Source organism: Actinokineospora enzanensis DSM 44649 (assembly GCF_000374445.1).
GTDB classification, from domain to species: Bacteria; Actinomycetota; Actinomycetes; order Mycobacteriales; family Pseudonocardiaceae; genus Actinokineospora; species Actinokineospora enzanensis.
Map to the genome: position 1 here is coordinate 96,958 of NZ_KB894414.1, position 25,771 is coordinate 122,728.

At 70.4% G+C, this 25,771-nt stretch carries 18 protein-coding genes, 1 tRNA gene, 1 pseudogene and 1 riboswitch; of the genes and pseudogenes, 7 read left to right on the forward strand and 13 right to left on the reverse strand.

Annotated elements, in window-relative coordinates; all coding sequences use genetic code 11:
• Positions 1–41: 41 nt before the first annotated feature.
• Together C503_RS0116305 and C503_RS0116310 are read right to left on the reverse strand one after the other, a co-directional pair.
• Entirely contained in the window at positions 42–1,829 is a 1,788-nt protein-coding gene (locus C503_RS0116305) for a GGDEF domain-containing protein (protein ID WP_018683292.1), read from the reverse strand.
• Between the two features lie 161 nt (positions 1,830–1,990).
• Positions 1,991–2,061: transfer RNA gene (locus C503_RS0116310), tRNA-Gln, on the reverse strand.
• Positions 2,062–2,457: 396 nt separating this feature from the next.
• Here C503_RS0116310 and C503_RS0116315 point away from each other — a divergent pair.
• Positions 2,458–3,420 (forward strand): acyl-CoA desaturase, encoded by a 963-nt coding sequence (locus C503_RS0116315; protein ID WP_026316364.1) that lies wholly within the window; start codon positions 2,458–2,460, stop codon positions 3,418–3,420.
• Between the two features lie 117 nt (positions 3,421–3,537).
• Positions 3,538–4,155 (forward strand): TetR/AcrR family transcriptional regulator, encoded by a 618-nt coding sequence (locus C503_RS0116320; RefSeq protein ID WP_018683294.1) that lies wholly within the window; start codon positions 3,538–3,540, stop codon positions 4,153–4,155.
• Positions 4,156–4,221: 66 nt separating this feature from the next.
• Here the strand turns inward: C503_RS0116320 and C503_RS0116325 are convergent, their stop codons facing one another.
• Positions 4,222–5,361 carry a PQQ-dependent sugar dehydrogenase gene (locus tag C503_RS0116325; RefSeq protein WP_018683295.1) on the reverse strand — a complete coding sequence of 380 codons (1,140 nt, stop codon included), beginning with the start codon at positions 5,359–5,361 and terminating at the stop codon, positions 4,222–4,224.
• A gap of 146 nt (positions 5,362–5,507) precedes the next feature.
• Here C503_RS0116325 and C503_RS0116330 point away from each other — a divergent pair, with 146 nt between their 5' ends.
• On the forward strand, positions 5,508–6,269 hold the full coding sequence (locus C503_RS0116330) for an enoyl-CoA hydratase/isomerase family protein (protein ID WP_018683296.1): 762 nt from the start codon (positions 5,508–5,510) through the stop codon (positions 6,267–6,269).
• 33 nt (positions 6,270–6,302) lie between these two features.
• Here C503_RS0116330 and C503_RS0116335 read toward each other — a convergent pair whose 3' ends face one another.
• A complete protein-coding gene (locus tag C503_RS0116335) occupies positions 6,303–6,905 on the reverse strand; it encodes an HD domain-containing protein (protein ID WP_018683297.1) in 603 nt (200 codons plus the stop codon).
• Between the two features lie 121 nt (positions 6,906–7,026).
• Here C503_RS0116335 and mfd point away from each other — a divergent pair, with 121 nt between their 5' ends.
• Positions 7,027–10,599, forward strand: coding sequence for a transcription-repair coupling factor (gene mfd, locus C503_RS0116340; protein ID WP_425393525.1), 3,573 nt, complete (start codon positions 7,027–7,029; stop codon positions 10,597–10,599).
• A gap of 60 nt (positions 10,600–10,659) precedes the next feature.
• On the opposite strand, the gene C503_RS0116345 is transcribed toward mfd, so the two are convergent.
• Both C503_RS0116345 and C503_RS0116350 read right to left on the reverse strand, forming a co-directional pair.
• The gene (locus C503_RS0116345) at positions 10,660–12,294 is read right to left on the reverse strand and encodes a fatty acyl-AMP ligase (RefSeq protein WP_018683299.1); all 1,635 of its coding nucleotides are present in this window, start codon (positions 12,292–12,294) and stop codon (positions 10,660–10,662) included.
• 64 nt (positions 12,295–12,358) lie between these two features.
• On the reverse strand, positions 12,359–14,146 hold the full coding sequence (locus C503_RS0116350; RefSeq protein ID WP_018683300.1) for an ABC-F family ATP-binding cassette domain-containing protein: 1,788 nt from the start codon (positions 14,144–14,146) through the stop codon (positions 12,359–12,361).
• Between the two features lie 262 nt (positions 14,147–14,408).
• On the opposite strand from C503_RS0116350, the gene C503_RS0116355 reads away from it, so the two are divergent.
• The gene (locus C503_RS0116355; RefSeq protein WP_018683301.1) at positions 14,409–14,948 is read left to right on the forward strand and encodes a hypothetical protein; all 540 of its coding nucleotides are present in this window, start codon (positions 14,409–14,411) and stop codon (positions 14,946–14,948) included.
• 161 nt (positions 14,949–15,109) lie between these two features.
• Here C503_RS0116355 and C503_RS0116360 read toward each other — a convergent pair whose 3' ends face one another.
• The 6 genes from C503_RS0116360 to metG all read right to left on the reverse strand — a co-directional run bounded on the left by C503_RS0116360 (position 15,110) and on the right by metG (position 23,195).
• Positions 15,110–16,075 (reverse strand): 4-(cytidine 5'-diphospho)-2-C-methyl-D-erythritol kinase, encoded by a 966-nt coding sequence (locus C503_RS0116360; protein ID WP_026316367.1) that lies wholly within the window; start codon positions 16,073–16,075, stop codon positions 15,110–15,112.
• A 110-nt stretch (positions 16,076–16,185) separates the two neighbouring features.
• Entirely contained in the window at positions 16,186–17,193 is a 1,008-nt protein-coding gene (locus tag C503_RS0116365) for a methionine ABC transporter ATP-binding protein (RefSeq protein ID WP_018683303.1), read from the reverse strand.
• Positions 17,194–17,416: 223 nt separating this feature from the next.
• A riboswitch (SAM riboswitch) is annotated at positions 17,417–17,506 on the reverse strand.
• A gap of 111 nt (positions 17,507–17,617) precedes the next feature.
• Positions 17,618–18,472, reverse strand: a complete 855-nt coding sequence (rsmA, locus tag C503_RS0116370) for a 16S rRNA (adenine(1518)-N(6)/adenine(1519)-N(6))-dimethyltransferase RsmA (protein ID WP_026316368.1) — start codon at positions 18,470–18,472, stop codon at positions 17,618–17,620.
• Positions 18,473–18,688: 216 nt separating this feature from the next.
• Entirely contained in the window at positions 18,689–20,248 is a 1,560-nt protein-coding gene (locus tag C503_RS48520) for a resuscitation-promoting factor (protein WP_018683305.1), read from the reverse strand.
• A gap of 308 nt (positions 20,249–20,556) precedes the next feature.
• On the reverse strand, positions 20,557–21,408 hold the full coding sequence (locus C503_RS0116380) for a TatD family hydrolase (protein WP_018683306.1): 852 nt from the start codon (positions 21,406–21,408) through the stop codon (positions 20,557–20,559).
• Positions 21,405–23,195, reverse strand: a complete 1,791-nt coding sequence (gene metG, locus C503_RS0116385; RefSeq protein WP_026316369.1) for a methionine--tRNA ligase — start codon at positions 23,193–23,195, stop codon at positions 21,405–21,407. The genes C503_RS0116380 and metG overlap by 4 nt, the downstream gene beginning before the upstream one ends.
• Positions 23,196–23,449: 254 nt before the next feature.
• On the opposite strand from metG, the pseudogene C503_RS42690 reads away from it, so the two are divergent.
• Together C503_RS42690 and C503_RS0116395 are read left to right on the forward strand one after the other, a co-directional pair.
• Positions 23,450–24,402 (forward strand): annotated as a pseudogene (locus tag C503_RS42690) (ATP-binding cassette domain-containing protein).
• Positions 24,392–25,159 (forward strand): ABC transporter permease, encoded by a 768-nt coding sequence (locus tag C503_RS0116395; RefSeq protein WP_018683308.1) that lies wholly within the window; start codon positions 24,392–24,394, stop codon positions 25,157–25,159. The pseudogene C503_RS42690 and the gene C503_RS0116395 overlap by 11 nt, the downstream one beginning before the upstream one ends.
• Positions 25,160–25,191: 32 nt before the next feature.
• On the opposite strand, the gene C503_RS0116400 is transcribed toward C503_RS0116395, so the two are convergent.
• A complete protein-coding gene (locus C503_RS0116400) occupies positions 25,192–25,743 on the reverse strand; it encodes a PadR family transcriptional regulator (RefSeq protein ID WP_018683309.1) in 552 nt (183 codons plus the stop codon).
• Positions 25,744–25,771: the final 28 nt, after the last annotated feature.

The following is a 25,771-nucleotide window of genomic DNA, read 5'->3' on the forward strand; positions in this document are numbered from 1 at the left end:
CGGGACGGGGGTCGCTGGGTCGACGCCGCCGGGGCACGATCCTACGTGGTCTCCGGCAGCACCCACGCCGGGTCGTCCGGGCGGGTGGACCGGTTGCCGTTGGTACGTTCCCGGCCGCCGCGATCGCCCGGTTCCGCACCGGTCGTCCCGTCCTCGGGCTCGGCTCCCGCACCGCCGGTGACCGCGACGATGCCGTTGCCGCCCTTGCGCTTGGCCGCGTACATGGCCGCGTCCGCGCGGGCCAGCGCGCGCACCGCGGTCTCCTGCGGGCGCAGGCACACCACGCCGATGGACAGCGTGACGCCGTGCGAGAGGTCCGGCGGCAGCCCGGCCACCGCGGTGACCGCGCGGCGCAGCGCGGCCTCGGCGGCGGTCAGCGGGGCGCCGGGCAGCAGCACGATGAACTCGTCGCCGCCGTAGCGGGCCACCATGTCGCTGCCGCGCAACGCGTCCCGCAGCGTGCCCGCGACCACACGCAGCACGTCGTCGCCCTCGGCGTGCGACATGCGGTCGTTGACGCCCTTGAAGCCGTCCAGGTCGACCAGGGCGATGGCCAACGGGTGGTTGGTCGGCGAGGCGGCCAGGGTGGCCAGCCGCTCATCCAGCGCGCGCCGGTTGGGCAGGCCGGTGAGCGGGTCCTGCATGGCCTGCCTGGCGACCGTGCCGTGCATGGCGGAGAGGCGCTCGTGCTCGCGGCGGGTGTTCAGGGTGGCGATCCGGGACTCCCGCATGTCCCACAGCTGCGCCTCAAGCTCGGTGGCGTAGTGCTCCAGGGCGCTGGTGGTGCGTTCGGTACTCTCCGTGCCGGACAGCCGGGCGTACTCGCGGATCAGGCACAGCCGCAGCGTCTGCTCGGAGGTCTCGTGCTCGTCGTACATCCGGGCGCGCGCCCCGGCGAGCACCTCGACGGCGTCCTCCTCGCGGCCCTCGTGCTCCAGGCAGCGGGCCAGCGCGATGGCCACGATCACCAGCTCGCGCGGCGACTCGGCGAGCGCGCGCAGCCGGGTCAGGTGCACCGCGGACGGCTGGGCCAGCGCCAGCGCGGCGCCCACGACCGGGTTCTGGTCGGCGGCGGCCAGGTCGGAGTCGCGCGGGAACAGCGACTCGCGGAACGGCGGCTCCACCGCGACCGCGATGGCGGCCGCGGTGGCGAACCGCTCGGCGGCCCGCTCGTCCTCGCTGATCCGCTCCAGCCGCAGGCCCCAGCCGACCAGCAGCCGGGCCCGGTTGATCATGTGCACGGAGATCAGGTGCGGGCCCGCGCCCGCCCGGATGCTCTTGGCCGCCCGGTTCATCACCTGGTCGGCGATCTCGTAGACGCCCAGCTGGGTGAGCAGCGTGCCGATGTCCATCAGCGTGGTCGCCATGATCATGTCCCAGCTGCGGCGGCCGAACTGGGTGTCCGGGGTGATGTCCTCGTCCAGCATCGCCAGCGCGATGGCGGCCTCGGTCAGCGCCGGGTCCTCGGCGGAGGCGAGCAGCAGCCGGTGCCCGCGCAGCGCGTGCGCGTCGGCCTTCAGCACCACCAGACCGTGCCTGCGGGTGTGCGCGAGCAGCTCGTCCAGCAGCGGTTCGGCGGAGTCGACCAGCTCCGGGTTGAACACCCGCACGGCCACCGCGGAGCGCAGCAGCTGCGCGACCATCCTGGGCTCGCCGCGGTGCTGGGCCTCGGCCAGCAGCCGGTCGACCTCCTCGGCGTGCCTGGCCCGCTCCGGTCTGCCGCTGACCTGGATGACGGCGAGCAGCTCCCGCGCGCGGCCGACCAGCCAGGCGTCGGAGCGCTCCTCCAACGCGGGCAGCTCGCCCTCGTCCCGCCGCTCGTCGTCCACCTGCGCCGCGACACCCCCCTAGGTGCGTGTTCGGTCGTGCCACCGGGTTCGCCTCGGCCCTCGGCCACCGGGTCGTCGACGCGGGGACCGGCTGCCCGCCCGGCGCGGGCCCTGGTCCCGGCCTGCGTGCTGCCGACCGGTCCGGGCATTCGACGACCGTGCTCCGCCGCCAGGATTCGAACCTGAACCATTGGAACCAAAATCCAAGGTGCTGCCTTTACACCACGGCGGACCGCGAGCGAGGTTCGCTCACAGTGGGGAACATCGTGGCATGCGGGTGGCGGTACGGGCAGCACTACCCGCGCGATTGGCCCTGGCTCGCGTCCGTTCGGGTGTTAGCGGGGTCACAAGAATCGAGACGGCGTTACGCAACGAGGCGATATGGGTGCGGTCAGTTCCTTGTCCGGCCGACAACCGGCACTCCGGAGGTCTTGGCCAGCGTCGACTTCACCGCCACACTATGTCCGCTTCACGACCACGCCACACCGCCGTCCAGTGGCGAATATCCAGTGGGACAAGGGGCTCGGGGTACTGGCGCCACGCCCGACCGAGTCCTTACGCTGTCGTAGGTTACGGAGGCGTAGGTGAGCCTCGCCTTGGTCGCGCCGGTCGGAAAGTAGGGACATCCATGACGAGCACGCTCGACGCGAAAGCGGGAGTGGCCGAGAACGAGAAGAAGGGGCCCAAGCCCCTCATCGAGGGCAGGCGGAACCTCACCACCCGGATCGGGGTGTACGTCTTCATCCTGCTGCCCTTCGTCGCGCTGGTCGGCGCGGTGCCCTTCGCCTGGGGCTGGGGGTTGGGCTGGACCGACGTGATCCTGGCGGTGTCCTTCTTCTACCTCTCCGGCCTCGGCGTAACGGTCGGCTACCACCGACTGTTCACGCACGGCTCGTTCAAGCCGAAGCGCCCGCTGAAGATCGTGCTCGCGGTGATGGGCAGCATGGCTGCCGAGGGCCCGCCGGTCACCTGGGTCGCCGACCACCGCCGCCACCACGCCTTCTCCGACCGGGAGGGCGACCCGCACTCGCCGTGGCTGTTCGGCACCTCGCCGGTGGCGCTGGCCAAGGGCTTCTGGCACTCGCACATGGGCTGGATCTTCGACCACGACGTGACCAACAAGGAGCGCTTCGCCCCCGACCTGCTCGCCGACCGCGACATCATGCGCGTCAACCGGCTGTTCCCGCTGATCACCGCGGTCAGCCTGCTGATGCCCGCGGTGCTCGGCGGGCTCATCTCCTGGTCCTGGTGGGGCGCGTTCACCGCGTTCTTCTGGGCGGGCCTGGTGCGCGTGTCGTTCCTGCACCACGTCACCTGGTCCACCAACTCGGTCTGCCACATGATCGGCGAGCGCCCGTTCGCCAGCCGGGACAAGGCAGCCAACTTCTGGCCGCTGGCCATCCTCAGCTTCGGCGAGTCCTGGCACAACCTGCACCACGCCGACCCCACCTGCGCCAGGCACGGCGTGCAGCGCGGCCAGATCGACACCTCCGCCCGACTCATCTGGATCTTCGAGAAGTTCGGCTGGGTGAGCGACGTGCGCTGGCCGAGCGAGGCCCGGCTGGCCAAGCTCGCGGTCGCCAAGGACTGACCCCACCGCGCTTTCCACACGCGAAACCGCGCTCTACCGCGCAACGCCGGTTCGCGCCACTAGGCTGGATCGGTGGCGGCGAGAAGGATCGAGACATCCCCGACGACGCGCGTGCGAATGACCGGCAAGGAGCGCAGGCAGCAGCTGCTGGACGTGGCGCGCGCCCTGTTCGCCGAGAAGGGGTTCGACGGCGCCTCGGTCGAGGAGATCGCGCACCGGGCGCACGTCAGCAAACCCGTGGTGTACGAGCACTTCGGCGGCAAGGAGGGCATCTACGCGGTCGTGGTCGACCGGGAGATGCGCTCGCTGCTGGAGGGCATGAGCCGCGCGCTGTCCGAGGACGCGCACCCCAGGGTGCTGCTTGAGCGCGCCGCACTGTCGCTGTTGGACTATGTCGAGGGCAGCACGGACGGGTTCCGCATCCTGGTGCGGGACTCGCCGGTGGCCACCTCCACCGGCACCTTCTCCAGCCTGCTCAACGACATCGCCAGCCAGGTCGAACACATCCTGGGCGTGCAGTTCGGCAAGCGCGGCTACGAGCCGAGGCTGGCCGCGCTATACAGCCAGGCTCTGGTCGGCATGGTGGCCTTCACCGGCCAGTGGTGGCTGGAGGCGCGCAAGCCGGGCAAGGACAAGGTGGCCGCGCACCTGGTGAACCTGGCCTGGAATGGCCTGTCCAACTTGGACGGCAGCCCGGAGCTGTGCGAGCGGCCCGGGACGGTCGGGGGCCGGTAAGTCCACTGCGGACTTACCGGCCCGGTCCGGTTTACCTGGTGGTTTGCTCCTATCCGGTCGGTGGCGTCAGCTGCCGGTCGGGGCGATGCGCAGCAGTTTGTCGTTGGAGCCGGTGGACGTGGTCACGTACAGCGCCCCGTCTGGGCCGGTGCGCGCGGCGCGCAGCCTGCCGAACTTGCCGTTGACCTCGGCGGGAATGGCCTTCGAGACCACGTTGGCCTGCTCGTCCAGGGTGAGCACGATCAGCTTGGCGCCCTTGAGCGCGACGATGGCCAGCGCGCCGTCCCATTCACCCCACTGCTTGCCTGCGAGGAAGGTGTCCCCGCAGGTCGCCTCGGTGGGGGTGCCCGAGGACCACTTGGCAGGCACGGCGTCCGGGAACCGGGTCAGGTCGGTCATCGGCACGGTCTCGTCGTACTTGGTGCTGGTCCCGCCGCGCGAGGGGTCCCAACCGTAGTTGGCGCCCTTCACCAGCAGGTTGACCTCGTCATCCTTGTCCGGGCCCTGCTCGGCGGTGAGCACCTGCCCGTTGGACCGGACCGCGACGCCCTGGACGTTGCGGTGGCCGTAGTTGTAGACCGGCGAGCCCGGGAACGGGTTGTCCGGCAACGGTTTCCCGGTGTGCAGGTCGATCCGCAGCACCTTGCCGCCGAAGCTGTTCTTGTTCTGGGCCACGGTCGGGTTGGCGGTGTCCCCGGTGCCGACGAGCAGCGCACCGTCTGGACCGATGGTCGGGCGGCAGCCGGAGTGCCTGCCCTGCTGGGAGATGGGCAGCCCGGTGAGCAGGTCCTTGACCTTGGTCGCGCTCCGGTTGTCGGTGCCCAGCTTCCAGGTGACCAGCCGGATGTCGACCGGCTTGTTGTTCTGCTGGTAGGTCTGGCAAGCGGTGAACTCCCGGGTGGTGGCGAAGTCCGGGTGGATGACCAGTCCCATCAACCCGCCCTCGCCGAGCACCCGCACGGAGCTGGTGTCGGCCCGCAGCGTGGTCACCGTCGCGCCGGGCCGGGCGGACGACAGCAACGCGAACTTCCCGGTCCGCTGGGTCACCAGGACTTTGCCGTCGGGCAGGAAGCCGACGTCCCAGCCGTGGGTGAGCCCGGCGGCCACGGTCTGCACCGTCAACGCCGGGGCGGTCGCCCCGGCTGTCCCGCCGGGTGCCTGTGGCGAACCGTCCGCCGTGGCGTACCCGACCGAGAGGACCAACATCACCGATATCGCAGTGGAGGTGATTAGGCGCATGACCGCAGAGTGCCGCAAAACATCCATTGCCACTGGACGGCGACCGGAAACCGCCCATGGGAACATCGGGCGAACTGGGCTTACCCCGATCGTTTCCCAGTTACCGTTACCGGGTGGACCAGAACCTGATCTTGACGACGGACGGCCCGGTCGCCACGGTCACCATCGACCGCCCCGCGAAAAAGAACGCGCTCAGCTACGAAATGTGGCGCGCGCTCCCCGACCTGGTGCGCCAGGTCGCCGCTGATGACACACTCCGCGCGCTGATCATCCAGGGCACGGAATCGTTTTCCGCGGGCGCCGACATCACCGAGTTCGGCACCGTGCGCCGGGACGTCGCGGGCGCGCGCGACTACGCGGCGGCGATCGAGGCGGCTACCGGGGCACTGACCGCGCTGCCCAAGCCGACCATTGCCGCGGTCACCGGGTTCTGCATCGGCGGCGGCTGCGAACTGGCGCTCGCCTGCGATCTCCGGGTGGCCGCAGAGGACGCCCGGTTCGGAATCACCCCGGCCAAGCTGGGAATCGTGTTCGCGTTGCCGTCGACCCGGCTGCTGGTGAACGCGGTCGGCCCGGCGTGGGCCAAACAAATACTCTTCACCGCCGACATCCTGGACGCTCGAACGGCATTGCGAATCGGGCTGGTGAACGAGCTCCAGGCGGATCCGCGGGCGCGCGCGGTGGAGTTGGCCGGGGTGATGGCCGCGCGTTCGCGCACGACCATCAGCGGCGCCAAGGAGATCATCGGGCGGATCGTGGACGGGCGCCACGACGAGGACGACGCCGTGCACCTGCTGTACGCGGCTTCCGTGGGCGGCGCCGATTACGCGGAAGGCGTGTCCGCCTTCCTGGAGAAGCGCTCTCCGCAGTTCTGAGCCTGGTCAAGCCGCTAGTAGCGGGTCGCACCACTAGTTCAGTTCGGCGAGTTCCGCGGTCATGTTGGCGCGGGCGGCTGTCTCCCAACGCGAGCGGGCCTGCGGTGTCCGGTAGAGCTGCGGCAGCTCCAGCAGGCCACGCAGCACGGCGGCCCGGCCCGCGCGGAACTGGTCGTCGGGCACGTGCGCGTACTCGGCGCGGACCGCGTCCACGTACGCCCGGTACTCGGCGGAGGCCAGGATCGCCAGGTCGGCGTCGCACAGGACCTCGCCGTTGCGGTCGCCGGGCGCGGTGCGGTGGCCCGCGGTCAACCGCACCAACCGGGCCACTTCCCCGGTCGCCTCGGCCGACAGGCCCACCGCGGGCAGCTCGGTTTCGGCCAGCCGGGCGCTGGCCTCCTCGTCGTCGGCGCGGCCGAGGTAGACCGCGTCGTGATACCAGGCGGCGAGGCGGACCAGGTCCGGGTCGGCGGCGTGCGTCACCAGGTCGTCCACACCCGACAAAACCGTCGTCAAGTGGTCGACATCGTGATAGCGCCTGCCCGGCTCCGACCACCTGGCCAGCAGGCTCCGGCCCAGGTCGTCGGCGGTGAGGCCGAGCCTGCGGGTCAACGCGGTCCACTGTCCGAGCGGCATGGTCGGCACGCTATACGGCGAGACGGCTGTCGGTCCCAGGTCGTAGGCTGGTCGGTGCCGCCCTCTCCGCGGGAAGATCCTGACCAAGCCAGCCGACAAGGACGCTGCTCTCGTGTCTAAGCTGCACGGCCTGCTCGAAACACTGCTCGCCGACCCTGCCGCCGCCGCGGTCACCGGGGCCGTGGGGGCACCCACCCAGACACTGCACGGGCCGGTCGCGGCGCGCCCGCTGGTCGTGGCCGCGCTGGCGGCGAAGGCCCCGGTGCTGGCGATCACCGCCACCGGGCGGGAGGCGAGCGACCTGGTCTCGGTGCTCGGCGACCTGCTCGGCCGGGACGTCGTGGTCGACTTCCCCAGCTGGGAGACGCTGCCGCACGAGCGGCTGTCGCCACGCGCGGACACGGTCGGTGCCCGGCTGGCGGTGCTGCGCAGACTGGCTCACCCGGAGGAGCACCCGGCCGGGCCGGTGCGGGTGGTGGTCGCCACGGTGCGCAGCCTGATCCAGCCGATGGCCCCCGGACTGGGCGAGCTGGCGCCGGTGCACCTCAAGACCGGCGCGGAGTCCGACTTCGAGGAGACCATCGCCCGGCTGGCCGACCTGGCCTACGCGCGGGTCGACATGGTGGAGAAGCGCGGCGAGTTCGCGGTGCGCGGCGGCATCGTCGACCTGTTCCCGCCGACCGCCGAGCACCCGGTCCGGGTGGAGTTCTGGGGCGACGAGGTCAGCGAGATCCGCCCGTTCGCGGTGGCCGACCAGCGCTCGCTGCCCGGCGAGGTGGCCGAGGTCACCGCGCCGCCGTGCCGGGAGCTGCTGCTCACCGCGGACGTGCGCGGCCGGGCGGGCGCGCTCGCCGAGCTGCACCAGGCGGACGCGCACCTGCACGAGATGCTCACCAAGCTGTCCGAGGGCATCCCGTCGGAGGGCATGGAGGCGCTCATCCCGGCGCTCGTGCCGGGGCAGATGCAGCTGCTCACCGACGTCGTCCCGGCGGACACGCACGTGCTGCTGAACGACCCGGAGAAGATCCGCACGCGCGCGCACGACCTGGTGCGCACCGGCCAGGAGTTCCTGGAGGCCTCCTGGATGGCGGCCGCGGGCGGCGGCAAGGCCCCGATCGACCTGGGCGCGTCCGCGTACCGGGATCTCGGCGAGGTGGCCGCGCACGCCCGCGACCACGACCACCCGTGGTGGACCCTCTCCCAGCTGACCACCCCCGACGCGGACGCGATGGTCTTGGACGTCCGCCCGGTGGAGGCCTACCGCGGCGAGATCGACCGCGCGTTCGCCGACCTGCGCGCGCACACCGCGGCCGGCGGGGCCGCGGTGCTGGTCGTGCCCGGTGCGGGTACCGCGAAGCGGGCGGTGGAGCAGCTGGCCGAGGCCGAGGTGGCGGCGGTGTTCGCCGACGACGGGCTGCCCGAGCCGCCGCGCGCCGGGATGGTCACGGTGGTCTGCGGGGCGATCGAGGACGGCTTCATCGCGCCCGGCTCCGGCCTGGTGGTGCTCACCGAGACGGACCTGACCGGCGGCAGGCACGGCACGTCCACAAAGGACATGACGGTCAAGATGCCGTCCCGCCGCCGCAACGCGGTGGACCCGTTGGCGCTCAAGGCGGGCGACTACGTCGTGCACGAGCAGCACGGCATCGGCCGGTACGTGGAGATGGTCCAGCGCGCCATCAAGGACACCTCCGGCGCCCCGGTGACACGCGAGTACCTGGTGCTGGAGTACGCCAGCTCCAAGCGCGGCCAACCGGGCGACCGCCTGTTCGTCCCGACGGACCAGTTGGACGAGATCTCCCGCTACGTCGGCGGTGAACTGCCCACGCTGAACAAGCTGGGCGGCTCCGATTGGAAGAACACCAAGGCGAAGGCGAAGAAGGCGGTCAAGCAGATCGCCGCCGAGCTCGTCCAGCTCTACGCGGCCCGCCAGGCCGCCCCCGGCCACGCTTTCGGCCAGGACACCCCGTGGCAGCGCGAGCTGGAGGACGCGTTCCCGTTCACCGAGACCGTCGACCAGCTGGCCGCCATCGACGAGGTCAAGGCCGACATGATGCGCGGCGTCCCGATGGACCGCGTGATCTGCGGTGACGTGGGTTATGGAAAGACGGAGATCGCCGTCCGCGCCGCTTTCAAGGCCGTGCAGGACGGCAAGCAGGTGGCTGTGCTGGTGCCCACGACCCTGTTGGCGCAGCAACACCTGAACACTTTTGCCGGTCGAATGCACTCGTTCCCGGTGACCATTCGCGGCCTGTCCCGGTTCACCGACCCGCAGGAATCCGAACAGACCGTGGCGGGTCTGGCGGACGGTTCGGTGGACATCGTCATCGGCACGCACCGGCTGTTGCAGACGGGCTTGCGCTACAAGGACCTGGGCCTCGTGATCGTCGACGAGGAACAGCGGTTCGGTGTGGAGCACAAGGAACACATCAAGGCGCTGCGCACGCACGTGGATGTGCTGACCATGTCGGCCACCCCGATTCCGCGCACGCTGGAGATGTCCCTCGCGGGAATCCGCGAGATGTCCACGATCCTCACCCCGCCGGAGGACCGGCACCCGATCCTCACCTATGTCGGCGGCTACGACGACAAGCAGGTGGCCGCCGCCATCCGCCGTGAACTCCTCCGCGACGGCCAGGTCTTCTACGTCCACAACCGTGTCTCCTCGATCGAGAAGGCGGCCCGCAGGCTCCGTGAACTGATCCCGGAAGCCCGCGTCGTCACCGCACACGGCCAGATGAACGAGGACCGCCTGGAGAAGATCATTCAGGGCTTCTGGGAGCGGGAACACGATGTCCTGGTCTCCACGACGATCGTGGAGACCGGCCTGGACATCTCCAACGCCAACACGCTGATCGTGGAGCGCGGCGACATGCTCGGGCTGGCCCAGCTGCACCAGCTGCGCGGCCGGGTCGGGCGTGGTCGGGAACGGGGGTACGCGTACTTCCTGTACCCGCCGGAGGCCCCGTTGACCGAGACGGCGCACGACCGGCTCGCGACCATCGCGCAGAACACCGAACTTGGCGCGGGTATGGCGGTCGCCATGAAGGACCTGGAGATCCGGGGCGCCGGGAACATCCTTGGTGCCGAACAGTCCGGGCACATCGCCGGGGTCGGGTTCGACCTCTATGTGCGGCTGGTGGGCGAAGCCGTGGAGGCGTTCCGGAAGCACGCCGGGGCGCCCGGGGCCGAGGACGAGGAAGACCTGGCGGAGGTCCGGGTCGACCTCCCGGTCGACGCGCACATCCCGCATGACTACGTGCCCGGCGAGCGGCTCCGGTTGGAGGCCTACCGGAAGCTTGCCGCCGCGGTGGATGAAGCCGCCTTGGACGCCGTCCGGGAGGAGCTGGTGGACCGGTACGGGGAGCTGCCCGCGCCGGTGGTGAACCTGTTGGCGGTGGCCCGGTTCCGGCAGTTGTGCCGCAGGCACGGAGTTACCGAGGTCGTGACGCAGGGGAACGCTATCCGGTTCGCGCCGTTGCCGTTGCGGGATTCGCAGTTGGTGCGGTTGAAGCGGTTGTACCCCAAGGCCGGGCACAAGGCCGTGACCAACACGGTCACTGTTCCCCGGCCTACGGAAGGGCCCGCGGGCGGGCGGATCGGCGCACCGGTGCTGCGGGACCAAGACCTGCTGGACTGGTGTGCGAAGTTCCTGTCCTCCTTGGAGGTCACCCCGGCTCCAGCCGCCGTCTAGACATACGAAACGGGCCCCTTGTGCACAGGGGCCCGTTTCGTGGGCGAGAAGTACGTTCTGCTAGACGTCGGTGACCAAAGCGCCCGCGGCGGCTCGCCGAAGCTTTCCCGAAGGCGTCTTGGGCAACGATCCGGGCGCCAGCACCACAACAGCCACCGGCCGCGCGTTCACCGCCTCGAACACCCGCGCCCCGACATCCTTCCGCAGCACCTTCACCGCGTTCTCATCCCCGGCCAACCGCGACTCCACCACCACGGCGAACCGCTCCCGCCGCGACCCGGCGTCGATCCGCACGGCCACCGCGTTCCCCGCCCGCACACCCTCCACAGTGGATGCCGCACGCTCGATATCCGTCGGGTAGATGTTCCGCCCGGCCAGGATGATCACATCCTTGCGCCGCCCGCAGATCACGATCTGCCCGTCCACCAGGTACCCGATGTCCCCGGTGGCCAGCCAGCCGTCGGCGTCCTGCGTGGGCACCGGCCCGTTGACCGTCAGGTATCCGGGCGTCACGGCCTCGCCCCGAAGCTGGATCTCCCCGACGGAGCGCTCCCCCAGCACAGCCCCGTCATCCCCGACGATCCTGGCCTCGATCCCGGGCAACGGCTCCCCAAGGACTGCGAACGCCCGTCCCTCCCCAGGAACAGCCCGGTTCTCCGCCTCAAGCTTCTCCGCGTCGATCCGGTCCAACGTCAACCCGGTGAACAACGGCGCGAACGACACCGCGAGCGTCGCCTCAGCCATCCCGTAGGCGGGGAACACGCACTCTGCCCGGAGACCGAACCGGCCACCCTGTTCGGTGAACGCGCGAACAGCCTTCTCGTCGATGGGTTCCGCGCCGTTCAACGCGATCCGCAGCGACGACAGGTCGTACTTGTCCTCTTCGTCCACACCGGACAGTCGACGGCCCAGCAGCGCATAGGCGAAGTTGGGCGCGGCGGTGATCGTTCCCCGGTGGCGGGAAATGAGGTCGGCCCACAGCAGCGGGCCACCGAGGAACTCGACCGGGGTGACCTTCACCAGTTCCAGGCCGACGGTCATCGGGATGGTCAGGAAGCCGACCATACCCATGTCGTGGAAGAGCGGGAGCCAGGACACCATGATGTCCGTCTCCGCGTCCAGCGCCGCCCGCTCCGCCATCGCGGTGAGGTTGGCGTACAGGTTGCCGTGGGTGATGCGGACGGCCTTCGGGTCGGCGGTGGAGCCGCTGGTCAGCTGGAGCAGCGCCGGGGCGTCCTCGTCGACCGTGACCACCTCGGCGAGCGGGTCGCCGTCCAGGTCGGCCAGCTTGCGGTAGGCGATGCCGTGTTCGTCCAGCAGCGGGGCCAGCTGGTCGAAGGGTTCGCCGAGCAGGACCAGCCGGGAGTCGATCATGCTGAGCACCCGGACCGTGTCATGCGCCCATTCGGCCAGGTCGGTGCGGGCGGTGGGCTGGTGCAGCATGGTGACGCTGCCGCCTGCCAGCCAGACCGCCTGGACGGCCGGGGCGATGGTGACCGGGGTGGTCGCCAGCACCGCGACCGCACCGTACCGGTCCAGACCACCGGCGACCAGGGCACCCGCCATGCGCAGGGCGCGGTCGTGGATCTCGCCCCAGGTGTGGCGGACCGGGGCGGTGGGCTCGCCGGTGGTGATGCCTTTGCGGTCTCCCCTGGCGCGCGCGGTGTCCAGGAGCGTGTCGACGAACCTGCTCATGGGCAGCAGCCTAGTGCGGCCCCAGTGCACCTTGGACCATGTGTGCCAGGTCGGGCAAGGCGCTCTACTCGGCGGTGTCGGCCACTTCCAACCAGCGCAGTTCCAGGTCGGCCTTCTCCGCGACGATCTTCCGCAGCTCCGCGTCCAGCTCCAGCAGCCGGGTCGCGTCGGTGGCCGCGCCCGCGAGCGCGGTGTGCAGGTCGGCCTCCTTCTTACCCAGGTTGTCGATCTGCCGCTCCAGTCGGGCCAGTTCCTTCTGCGCGGCCCGCCGGTCGGCGGCGCTCGCCTTCGGCGCCTCGGCGGCCTGCTTGACCGGCTTGACCGGGGCCCCGGTCGCCGCGGGTGCGGCGATGGCGGCCTCGCGGCGGTCCAGGTACTCCTCGATGCCGCCCACCAGGTGGGTCACCTTGCCGTCGCCGAACAGGGCCACGACCCGGTCGCACACCCGTTCCACCAGGTACCGGTCGTGCGAGACCACCACGATGGTGCCCGGCCAGGAGTCGAGCAGGTCCTCCAGCTGCTGGAGGGTGTCGATGTCCAGGTCGTTCGTCGGCTCGTCGAGCAGCAGCACGTTCGGCTCGGCCATCAGCAGCCGGGCCAGCTGGAGCCGACGGCGCTCGCCGCCGGACAGGTCGCCGATCGGGGTCCACTGGCGGTTGGCCGGGAAGCCGAACCGCTCGGCCAGCTGGGACGCGGACAGCTCCTGCTTGCCCAGCGTGACCCGCCTGGCCACCTCCTCGACCGCCTCCAGCACCCGCTGCGCGGCCGGTAGCTCCTGCAGCTCCTGGGTCAGGTGGGCGAGCCGGACCGTCTGCCCCTGCACGCGCCGACCCGCGGCGGGCTCGGTGTCGCCCGCCAGCAGCCGCAGCAGCGTCGTCTTGCCGGAGCCGTTCACGCCGACCAGGCCGACCCGGTCGCCGGGACCGATGCGCCAGGTCTCGTCGTCCAGGATCGGCTTGTCCCCGGCCGCGGCCGTCACGTCCTCCAGCTCGATCACCGTCCGGCCCAGCCTGCGCTTGGCGAACGCGAGCAGCTCCACGTTGTCCCGGGGCGCGGGCACGTCGGCGATCAGCGCCTCGGCCGCCTCGATCCGGTAGCGCGGCTTCGAGGTGCGCGCGGGGGCGCCGCGACGCAGCCAGGCCAGCTCCTTGCGGGCCAGGTTGCGCCGCTTCTCCTCCAGCGTGTCGGCCAGCCGGGCCCGCTCGGCGCGTGCGTACACCCAGTCCGCGTAGCCGCCCTCGTACTGCTCGACGCGGCCGCCGACGACCTCCCAGGTGCGCGTGCACACCGTGTCCAGGAACCACCGGTCGTGCGTGACCACCACCAGCGCGGTGCCCCTGGCCAGCAGGTGGTCGGCCAGCCAGCGCACGCCCTCCACGTCCAGGTGGTTGGTCGGCTCGTCCAGCACCACCAGGTCCAGCTCGCGGACCAGGGCCGCGGCCAGCGCGACCCGGCGCCGCTCGCCGCCGGACATGGTGTCCACCGGACTGTCCAGGCCGAGGCCGAGGATGCCGAGGCCGTCCAGGATGGAGCGGGCCCGCGGGTCGGCCGCCCACTGGTGCTCCTCGGTGATGCCAAGCGGGTCGAGCACGGCGTGCCGGACCGTGGAGCCGGGGGCCAGCTCGGTGCGCTGGGTGACCACCGCCATCCGCAGGTCGCGGTTGCGGCTCACCCGGCCCTCGTCCACGGGTTCCAGCCCGGCCAGCACCTCCAGCAGGGTGGTCTTGCCGCCGCCGTTGAGGCCGACGACGCCGATCCGGTCGCCCTGCGCCACCCCCAGGGAGACCCGGTCGAGCAACGGCCGCACGCCGAAGCTCTTGCCCACATTTTCCAGGTTGACCAGGTTGGCCATCTACCCGCGCTTCCGCTCACCCGCCGCCACTGCCGTCCGCCAGCCTATCGAGCGCGTCGGGTGGTCGTCCGGCCGCGGTCGACCGCAACGGTGTGACCAGTCACATCACATTCACAGTATTACCGAATATCGAGCGCGGTTGCCCGACGACCGGGGGTGACCAATCGCATTCTCCGCGACGACTTCGCCACTCTCTGTGTGATTCTTTTGACCTGGTAACGGAAATCGACTAATTACGACTTACACGTTGTCTGGAGGTTCAATGTCGTATGTGCGCCGGTGGGCGCGGATCCCCGCCGTCCTCGCGGCCGGTGCCCTGCTGCTCACCGCTTGCGGGAGCGCGCCGTCATCCGAGGAGCAGCCCGGTGCCGAGGGCACCCGGTCGATGCGGATGGGCCGCCAGATCGACATCCGATCCGGTGCCAGCCCGGTGCTCGCCACGCTCTGGCTGGACAGCGTGGTCGTGGTGAACTGCACCGAGCCCGGCAGCCTGCCCCCCAACAGCGGCCACTACCTGGCCGCGACGATCGTGTTGAAGACCACCGACGAGTACACACCGGACTCCGGCTGGTGGATGAGCGCGGGCGACTTCACCACCGAGGACAAGGACGGCAAGGTCACCGGCAAGGGCATCCTGACGTCCTGCCTGCCCAAGCACCGCTACCTACCGGACGACTTCTACCTGTCCGACTCCGGCTACTACGGCGTCGTGCTGATCGACTCGGCCAGTGACCACGGCACCCTGATCTACAAGCCGCACAACCTCCCCAAAGACATCACCGGATGGAGTTGGGCGTACTGAGACATTTCCTCCCGCCGCCCACCCCCTCATCCCCGCCCGGCACGGTCCCCGCCTCGACAGGGCACGGCCACCAGGGCGTCGGGAACGATGCGAGGTAAAGCAGTCCCGGCCCGAGACCATGGCGGTCGGTGCGCTGTGTGGGCATGGGCCCCGGAGGTTGGTCAGGCGTGGGCCTCGGGTGGGATGGTCCGTGGGGCGTCGTCGCCGCTGACCACTCGGGCGCCGGGGACCGGTCCGTGTGCCACACGGACCGTGCGGCACACGCCCGCGCCGGACAGCTCGGCCGCCACGTGCAGCGCGGACTCGCCGTCGGCGCACAGGAACGCGCAGGTGGGGCCGGATCCGGAGACGGTGCCTGCGAGCGCCCCGGCGGCCACGCCCGCGCGCAGGGTGCGGCGCAGGCCGGGGCGCAGCGACACCGAGGCGGCCTGCAGGTCGTTGCCGAGCAGCAGGGCCAGCTGGCGCGGGTCGCCGGTGACCAGGGCCTCCAGCACCGGCTCGACCTCGCCGATGCGGGGCGGGTCGCCCTCGGCGCGCAGCCGGTCCAGCTCGCCGAAGACCTTGGGGGTGGATAGGCCGCGCCGGTCGAACGCCAGCACCCAGTGGTAGGTGTGCCTGGTCAGCACCGGCACCAGCCGTTCGCCCCGGCCGGTGCCCAGCGCGGTGCCGCCGTGCAGCACGAACGGGACGTCGCTGCCCAGCCGGGCGGCGATCCTGGCCAGCTCGTCCCGGCCGATCTCCAGCCGCCACAGCGCGGCCAGGCCGACCAGGGTGGCGGCCGCGTCCGCGCTGCCGCCCGCCATGCCGCCCGCCACCGGGATGCCCTTGCGGATGACGATGCGCACCTTGGGCTCGTCCGCGTCCCGGCCGACATGCCTGGCCAGCTCCTGCACGGCCCGCCAGGCCAGGTTGCTGGCCCCGGTGGGCACCGCGTCCGCGCCCTCGCCGTGCACCTCGACCCCTGGCTCGTCGGCCACCGCCACGGTGACCTCGTCGGTGAGCGAGAGGGCCTGGAAGACGGTGGCCAGGTCGTGGTAGCCGTCCGGGCGCAGGTCGCCGACCGCTAGGTGCAGGTTGACCTTGGACGGCACGCGGACGGTCACCGGGGTGGGCACGACAGCGAGCACCAGACCAGCCTACGGGGGTCCGACGGGCCGCCCGGCACCCCCGAGTACCGGGCCCTGCCCCGTCCCCTGGGCGAGGCAGGACCCGGAGACACTAGTGGTGCAACCCACCACTAAGCCGCGAGAACGGCGCGCGGGCCGGTGGTCTGGCGGACGACGCCGCCGCGCTCGCCGATCCAGCCCAGCGCCTGGTCGGCCCGGCCGCCGGTGAGGCCGAGCAGGAAGCGGGCCACCGGGGTCTCGCCGACCCGGGTCAGGCCGCCGCCGATGACCGAGACGGACACGTCGAACCGGGCGGTGGCCTCGGGCAGCAGCGCGCCGACCGCGGCGAAGCCGACCAGCACGACCTCGGCGACCCGGTCGTGCGCCGCGGTGGCGCCCTTGGGCACGTCCACCGCGGGCAGCAGGGTCTGCGCGACCTGGCTGGTCGGGTCCTGCACGAGGGACAGCAGGTGGCCGCTCTCGCCGATCCGGCCGCCGTCCAGCAGGGCGACGTCGTCGGCGATCCGGCGGACCACGCCCGCGTCGCTGGTGACCACCAGGACGGTCGCGCCCAGCTCGGCACGCGCCCGGTCGAGCACGGTCAGCACGCCCGCGGCGGCGTCGGTGCCCAGCTCCCGGGTGGGGTCGTCGGCGAGCAGCAGGCCGGGGTCGCCGACCAGGGCGCGGGCCACCTCGACCCGGGCGCGCTGGCCGGGGGTGAGGGTGTCCGGGTAGCGGGCGGCCTTGTCGGTGAGCCCGATCAGGTCGAGCAGCTTGCCGACCTTCTCCCGGCGCTGCGGCCCGTCCACGCCCGCCTGCTCAAGCGGCAGCGCGATGTTCCCGGCCGCGGTCCGCTGCGGCAGCAGGTCGCCCTGGGTGACCACGCCGATTCGTCGGCGCGCGGCGCGCAGTCTGCGCGGGTCGAGGGCGGCGGTGTTGAACCCGTCGACCCGGATGACGCCGCTGTCCGGGCGCTCCTGCAGGGCGACGAGCCGGGCCAGGGTCGACTTGCCGGAGCCCGCGGGCCCGACGACGCCGGTGATGGTGCCGGTGGGCACGTCCAGGGTGACGTCGTCGAGCGCGACGACGGGACCGGCGTTGCCCCAGAAGGACTTGCTCAGGTTCTCGACGGTGATCACGGTGGTTCTCTCCAAGCGGGCGCGACGGCACGCGGCAACTACGGAAGTCCACTATGGACAGTCCGGTGCTCGGCGGTGCCGATGATGATCAGGGGCGAAGGTGACGTGGTGCTGGCAGAAGATCAGCTGGCAACGCACATCGGACGACATGCCGTCACGGTTCGCCTGCACTGGTCGATGACCCGACGCTCGGTGAGGACCCGCATCCCCATCGTTCTCAACTCCTCCATCGCTCCTGGCGGTAGCACCTGCCCGCGGTGGGTGGTTGCTGCGGCGTCTACGAGCCAGGTCTCTCAGCCGCTCGGGATGGATTGCCCCAAGAGTAGACCTGACCAGCACACCTGAACGCAAGAGCGAGAGGTCAAGATGAGGTTTGACGTCCGCCACGTCACACGGAGGGAGTAATGCCGACGTGAACGGCTTACTACACCCGCGTGACAGCCTGGGCTATCCGGACGAACTCCCGTACGGACAATTGCTCACCCCTCAGGCCCGGCTCGACCCCGGCCGCTTCGAGCACTTCACCGGCCCGCGCCGCCGACCCGGCCCACTCCGCCAACGCCGCCCGCAACGTCTTCCGCCGCTGCGAGAACGCCGCGTCGACAACGGAGAACACAGCGTCACGGTCGATGCCGGTCGGTGTTTCCCGCCTGCGCAACAGAACGAGGGCGGAGTCGACATTGGGCACCGGCCAGAAGACCGAACGGGACACAGTGGCCACTCGCCGCGCTTCCGCGTACCAGGCCACTTTGACGCTCGGCACGCCGTAGACCTTGTTGCCGGGCGGGGCGGCCATCCGATCGGCCACTTCGGCCTGGACCATGACGAGGACTGTGTGGAGGCTCGGGACCTCGGCCAGCAGGTGCAGCACCACCGGGACCGCGATGTTGTAGGGGAGGTTCGCGACCAAGGCGGTGGGAGCGACGCCCAGCCGCGCTGTGGTGATCTTGAGCGCGTCGGCGTTGACGACCCGGAGGCGGTCGGCCAGTTCCGGGGTGCGCTCTTGGGCGGTCTTGGGGAGTTGCTCCGCCAGCACCGGATCGATCTCCACCGCGACCACCTCGGCGCACGCCGGGAGGAGGGCGAGGGTCAGCGAGCCAAGGCCGGGGCCCACCTCCAGGACGATGTCGTCGTCGCCCAGGTCGGCCGTGGTGACGATGCGGCGGACCGTGTTGGGGTCGTGGACGAAGTTCTGGCCCAGCTTCTTGGTGGGGCGGACGTCGAGATCCGCGGCCAACCGGCGCACGTCGGCAGGTCCCAACAATCCCGATCCACTCACCGACCGAACGATACGGGAAGCCCCGCCCGACCCGTCCGACAGCCCGCCACGCAATGGGCTACGCGCACGGCAGCGGGGTGGCTGCCCACCGGTGATGCGTAATGAGCTTCCTATTCCCGATTTCGAGTCGGCGATACAAGAAACAGGCCAGGACTCGGCAAAGAAAAGCCCCGACCTGGTAGTCCAGGCCGGGGCTTTCGTTTCTTGCCGAGTCGGTCAGGTGGGGAGGCCGAGCTTCCGAGCGCAGGCAGGCCAGGCACTGTAGCCGCCACGGGCGTCCCGGACCTTGGTCGCGATGGCGATCTGCTGTTCCCGACTGGCCTGGTTGGGCAATGGCGCGTACGCGGTGCCGCCATTGGACCGCCAGGTGCCCGCGTCGAACTGGAGACCGCCGTAGTACCCGTTGCCGGTGTTGATGGCCCAGTTCCCGGTGGCCTCGCACTGAGCCAGCCGGTCCCAGACCTCGCCGTCCGAGATGACCGGCTGCGGCGGCTTCTTGCTGCCGACCTTCACGATCTTCGGCTTGGCCTCGGTCAGCGTCTTGGAGCCGATCTCCTCGCGCTTGACGACCTTGCCGTCCTTCTCGGTGATCCGGTAGGTCACCATGCGCTGGCCCGCCGCGCCCGGGTCGACGACCGTCTCGGTGCCCTTGTCGGCCTCCGGGTCGTCCACCTTCTGCACCGGGATGGCGATCGGCTCGGCCTGGTTGATCACGGTCACGCCGGTGCGGCTGATCCGGATCTCGGCGCCCGAGGTGATCTTGAGGTCGGCGCCGGGGAGGATGGCGTCGGCCGGGCCGAGGCTCAGGTGGCGCTCGGCGAGCAGGTCCCCGACGGTGAGCGCCGTGGTGGTGAACGCGACCGGCTCGTTGCCGCCGTCGTACAGGGTGATGTTCTTGGGGGTGCGGATCTCGACGGCGAGGCCGTTCAGCGGGACCTGGGCGTCGGCGCCCTGGGAGACCCACGCGCCCGCGGTGGGGGCGTTGAGCTGGCGGAGGGCGTCGCCGAGGTTGTCGGCGCGGACCCAGTGGTCCTGCTGGACGCCGTCCACGGTCACCTGGAGCAGGCGGCCGCGCTGGAGGACGATCTTGCCGTCGTCGCCGATCTCGGCGCTCGGCGAGGGGCTCAGGGTGTCGTGCGCGCCGACGGTGATGCCCTCTTCGGCCAGGACCTCGCCGACCGTGTCGGCGTAGGTGTGCACCTGGTGGGTCTGGCCGTCGACGTCGACGGTCACCGTGTTGTTCATCGCGATGGCCGCGCTGCCGCCGCCGATCAGGGTGGCGAGCACGGCCGCGATGGTGGCCTTGAGGAAGGTGGACTTCCACCGCTTGACGGCGGCGATGAGGCCGGGAGCGGGCGCGTCGGGGTCGGCGATACCGACCTTGAGCGGCTGCGGCTCCGCGGACAGCTCGTCGGGGAGGGCGGGGAGGACAGTGGTCTCGGCGTTGATGAGCCGGATCAGCTCGTCGACGTCGACACCGGCGGTGGCCATGATCTCGTCGGCCTGCGGGCCGAGGGCGTGCCGAACGTCGTGGTCCGTGATGGCGAGCGAGGAGGAGTAGCCGTCTCCGTCGAACTCGGCACGGACGTCATAGAAGCCGGTGGACTGGCTGGCCGGGAAGGATCGGTACTCCGGCGGGAACTCGGCCTGCCACGCCTTGAAGTCGTCGTCCAGGGTCGCGGTGCCAGGCACGGTCACCGGTCTGAACCAGTCCGTGTCGGCGAAGCCGTCGTCGTAGCCGGGGCGGTCGGAACCGCCGGTCTGTTTACCGCTCACAGGGTCGTTTCCTCCAGAAGGCGCCGGACCCGTGGCCCGCGCGTGGTGGTTGTCGGCTCAGCTGTCTGCCAGCGACTCCCACTCCCTCACGTTCGTGCCTGTTCCAGCGCTTTCAAGTGCGTCCGACGACCCGTTGCCAGCCACCCCGACGTGTACTGACCCGCTCCGGGCCGACTCGGGGCGGTCTGCCCCTGGTCGTACGGTCACGGGACAGTAACGAGGACCGGCGGGTTGCGCAAACACATCGTGCGATCTCGTGAGTCCCATCACACCTCTGGCGGCGTCTGGACATCCCTCGAACAGCCCAGTCATGCACTGCCCGCATCGTCGGATGTCACGTTCCGCAGTCGGAACACGCGGTCCGCGGTCGCGGACACCGCGCTCGCCAGCTCGGCCACGTCGGCACCGCGCAGCGCGGCGAGGTCGCGGAGCGTGTACGCGGCGCAGTACGGCTCGTTCGGCCTGCCGCGGAACGGGTGCGGGGTGAGGAATGGCGCGTCGGTCTCCACCAACAGCTGGTCGACGGGCGTGAACGCGGCCGCCTCGCGCAGCGGCGCCGCGTTGCGGAAGGTCACCGGACCGGCGAAGGAGAGTACGAAACCGCGCTCGACGCAGGCCCGCGCGAACTCCAGATCACCGGAGAAACAGTGGAACACGACCGACTCCGGGGCGCCTTCCTCGGTGAGGATGCGCAGGATGTCCGCGTGCGCGTCCCGGTCGTGGATCATCAACGGCTTGCCGACCCGCTTGGCGAGGTCGATATGCCAGCGGAATGCCTCGTGCTGGGCCTCCGGCGGGGAGTAATCCCAGTAGTAATCGAGCCCGGTCTCCCCCACCGCGACGACCCGCGGCCGCCGGGACAGCTCCTCCAGCACGGCCTTGTCGGCGTCGGAGAAGTCCTTCGTCCTGGTCGGGTGCACCGCGACCGCGGCGAACACCCGACTGTCCCAGGTGGACGCCTCGGCCGCCCAGCCAGCCGAAGCCAGGTCGTCCGCGACGGTGATCACCCGGTCCACCCCGGCCGCCCCGGCCCGGTCGAGCATTGTGGACACATCGGCGGCATCCTTGGCACCGCAGGCATCCAGGTGGGTGTGGGCGTCGACCACCGGCGCCGGAAGCCGCTCCGGCACCGGCGGCCGCTCGCCCTTGCGCGGGGTCACTTGACGATCGGCGCCCACTCCGGACCGGTCTCGCCCAGCTCGGCGTCGAGCTTGGCGAACAACGGCACCGGCTTGTCCAACGGCCTGCCGACCTCGATCTCGGTCGACGCCCAGCGCGCCTGCTCGCCCGCGTAGTCGCCGGTGAGGACCGGGTAGTCGATGCCCGCGTTGTCGAGGTCCTCGACCTCACGGACCTCCGGCTGCGCCGCCCACACGCCGGTACCGCCGAGCGCCTCGTGCACCTTCTGCGCCGAGTGCGGCAGGAACGGGGTCAGCAGCGTGTTCGCGTCGGACACGACCTGCAGCGCGGTGTGCAGGATGGTGTCGCGGCGCGCCGGGTCGTCCTTGCGCTTCCAGGGCTCCTCGTCGGACAGGTACTTGTTGGCCGCACCGACCACCCGCATCGCCTCGCCGATGGCCGCCTTGAACCGGGACCGGCGCAGATTGTCGCCCACGGTCGCGAACGCACCCCTGGCCAGCGCCTTCAGCTCCTCGTCCGCCGCGGTGGGCGCGGTCGGCGCGGGCACGGCGCCGACGTTCTTGTGCGCCATCGACACCGACCGGTTGACCAGGTTGCCCCACTCGTTGGCCAGCTCGAAGTTGGTCCGCCGGACGAACTCGTCCCAGGTGAAGTCGGTGTCCTGGTTCTCCGGCCCGGCCGCCGCGATGAAGTACCGCAGCGCGTCCGGCCCGAACTCCCGGAGGAAGTCCCGCACGTAGATCACGGTGCCGCGGGAGGTGGACACCTTGGAGCCGCTCATGGTGAGGAACTCGCTGGACACCACCTCGGTGGGCAGGTTCAACGTGCCGAACGCACCCGGCTGCCCGCCCTTGTCCCCCGCGCCGTTCTGGCCGAGCAGCAGCGCGGGCCAGATCAGCGAGTGGAAGACGATGTTGTCCTTGCCCATGAAGTAGTAGCCCTGGGCCGGGTCGGTCCAGAACTCCTTCCAGGCGTCCTTGTCCCCGGTGCGCCGCGCCCACTCGACACTCGCGCTCAGGTACCCGATCACCGCGTCGAACCACACGTAGAACCGCTTCATCGGCGCGTCCCGCCAGCCGTCCAACGGCACCGGGATCCCCCAGTCGAGATCCCGGGTGATGGCGCGCGGCCGCATGTCGTCGAGCAGGTTCTGGCTGAACTTGAGCACGTTCGGCCGCCACTCGGTGCGCGTGGACAGCCAGTTGCCGAGCGACTCGGTGAACGCGGGCAGGTCGACGAACAGGTGCTCGGTCTCGATGAACTGGGGAATCTCGCCGTTGATCCGCGACCGCGGGTTCTTCAGGTCGACGGGGTCGAGCTGGTTACCGCAGTTGTCGCACTGGTCGCCGCGCGCGCCGTCGTAACCGCAGATGGGGCAGGTGCCCTCGATGTAGCGGTCGGGCAGCGTGCGGCCGGTGGACGGACTGATCGCCCCCATCTGCACCTTCGCCTGCACGTAGCCGTTGCGGTACAGCGCGAGGAACAGGTCCTGCACCACCTGGTAGTGGTTGCCGGTGGTGGTGCGGGTGAACAGGTCGTAGGAGAGCCCGAGCCCATGCAGATCCTCGGCGATGACCCGGTTGTACTTGTCGACCAGCTGCCGGGTGATCAGCCCCTCCTTCTCGGCCTGCACCAGGATCGGCGTCCCGTGCTCGTCGGTACCGCTGACCATGAGCACGCGGTGCCCGGACATGCGCATGTAGCGGGAGAAGACGTCCGAAGGGACACCGAATCCGGAAACGTGACCGATGTGGCGGGGGCCATTGGCGTAGGGCCAGGCCACCGCGGTCAACACGGGGGCACTCATGGTTGCCTAGGGTACGGAGCCCGGGCGGGTGGGGGACACCGGGTTATCCCCTGCTCACGCGACCGGGATCAGGCGCGCCGGTAGTCGCCCGCGCGCCGCCGGGGACAAACCTTGGCGCTTCCCGGCCTGAGGGCCCAGCTCGCTTCCGACTTCGGAACACCGGACCACCACCGAGTATTCAAATTTGACTAGTTGGACCTCGGTCGGCCATCCTCGTCTGGCTCAAGTATTCAAACTTGACTAGAGGGGTGGGCATGATCGAGGCGCGCGGGTTGGCGCGGGAGTTCGCCGGTAGAGGTCGGACTGTGCAGGCCGTTCAAGGGGTGGACATCGATGTGGCGGCTGGGGAGCTGGTCGGCTTCCTAGGCCCCAACGGAGCCGGGAAGACGACCACGTTGCGGATGTTGACGACCCTGCTCCGGCCGACATCGGGAGCCGCCACCGTGGCCGGATGCGATCTGGCGACGGATCCCGTCGGGGTGCGACGGAACATCGGGTACGCGGACAGGCGGGTGGTGCGCAGTTCGACGCCCGGGTCGGCGAGGAGTTGGCGGCCCAGGCGAGGCTCTACGGCCTGTCGGCAGCCAAGGCACAAGAGCGGGCGAAAGCGCTTGCGGGGCAGTTCGAGTTGGACGATCTGCTGGCCAGGCCGGTGAAGACCCTGTCAGGCGGGCAGCGGCGGCGGATGGATATCGCCAAAGGACTGGTGCATGGGCCGCGGCTGGTGTTCCTGGATGAGCCGACCGCCGCGTTGGATCCGCGGAGTCGGGCGAATGTGTGGCAGCACATCCGGACCATGCACGCCGAGCTGGGCACCACCGTCTTCCTCACCACTCATTACCTTGACGAGGCAGACGCCCTTTGCGACCGCGTGCTCGTGATCGACAGCGGCCGGATCGTGGCCACCGGCTCGCCCACGGAGCTCAAGGCGCGGATCTCCGGTGACCTCGTCACCGTCGGGGTCGACGCGGTGGATCTGGTGAAGACGGCGGATATCGCGGGCAAGTTCGCCGATGAGGTCGACACGAAACCGGACACCGTCAGTTTCCGGGTGCCGCGCGGCGATCTGGTCATGCCGGAGCTGCTCCGCGCCCTCGACGCGCACGACATCAGCACGACCTCGCTCAGTGTGCAGCGGCCGACGCTGGACGACGTGTTCCTCATCCTGACCGGGCGCACCCTCGCGGAGGCCGACCATGCCGCGTGACACCTGGCTTGTGTTCTCCCGGGCGATGAAGCTGTCCCTGCGTAACCCGACCTGGACCGTGGTCGGGCTGATGCAGCCCGTTCTGTACCTCTTCTTCTTCGGCCCCCTCCTGGAACGGATGACCGAACACACCCCAGGCTTCCCGACCGGCACGTCCTGGCAGATCCTCACCCCGGCGCTCATCGTGCAGCTGGCGCTGTTCGGTGCGTCCTTCGTCGGCTTCTCTCTCCTGGCCGAGCTGCGCATGGGTGTGCTGGAACAGTTGCGCGTCACTCCGGTGAGCCGCTCAGCGCTGCTACTCGGCAGGGTCATGCGGGACACCGTGCACACCCTCGTACAGGCGAGCCTGATTCTGATTCTCGCGTTCACCGTGTTCGACCTGCGCGCGTCTGTGGGCGCGGTAGTGCTCACCCTCGTGATGGTCGCGATGCTGGCGGTAGCACTGTCTTCCTGTTCCTACGCCCTAGCACTCGCGCTGCGCAGTGAAGAGGCGTTCCCCGCAGTGCTCAACACGGTATTGCTGCCGATCCTCCTGCTGTCCGGGATCTTCATCCCGATCACCCAGGGCCTGGCGCCGGGCTGGCTGTACACGGTCTCCCGGTGGAATCCGTTCACGCACGTGGTCGACGCCGAGCGCGCGTCCTTCCGTGGTGAGTTCACCACCGACGCGCTGCTAACCGGGTCTCTGGTGCTCATCGCGCTGGCCGCGCTCAGTCTCCTGTGGGGCACGCGCGCGTTCCGCCGCGAGGACGCGTAGACACCTGAGGGCGTCCGGTGGTCCGGGCGCCCTCAGGACTCCGGGGGTTCGAACGTCGCGTAGGTGCCCGCGTCCAGCTTGTCGATCAGGCGGTTCGCCCAGGCGATCTCGTTGTCGACGTTGCCCGCCCACAGCTGGAACTGCTCGGCCACGTGCGCGGGCTTGACCGGCTCGACCAGCCGCTCGTCGAGGTCGGCCCGTTGCCGGTGCAGCGCGGCCACCCGCTCGCGCAGGATCCGCGCGGCGGTCGGACTGTCCAAGATGGGCAGCATGGCGATGGCCGCGTTCAGCATGAACGGGTCGCCCGGCTCCCGCAGGCCGTTCGTGACCAGGCGTTCCAGTTCCGCGCGGCCCTTGCCGGTGATCGTGTAGACAGTCCGGTCGGGACCGCCGTGGCCGGGTTCGTGCGAGTCGACCAGCAGACCGTCGGCCACCGCCTTGCGCAGCGCGTGGTAGAGCGAGCCGGGTTTGACGCGGGCCCAGTCGTCCGCTCGCCAGCTCAGCAGCTCGGCCCGGATCTGGTACATGTGGGCACGCTTGGCCCAGTGCACCACGCCCAACGCCAGCATTCGCGCCGCCGACATCCAGCCTCCACCGGTCGGGTTTTGAAAC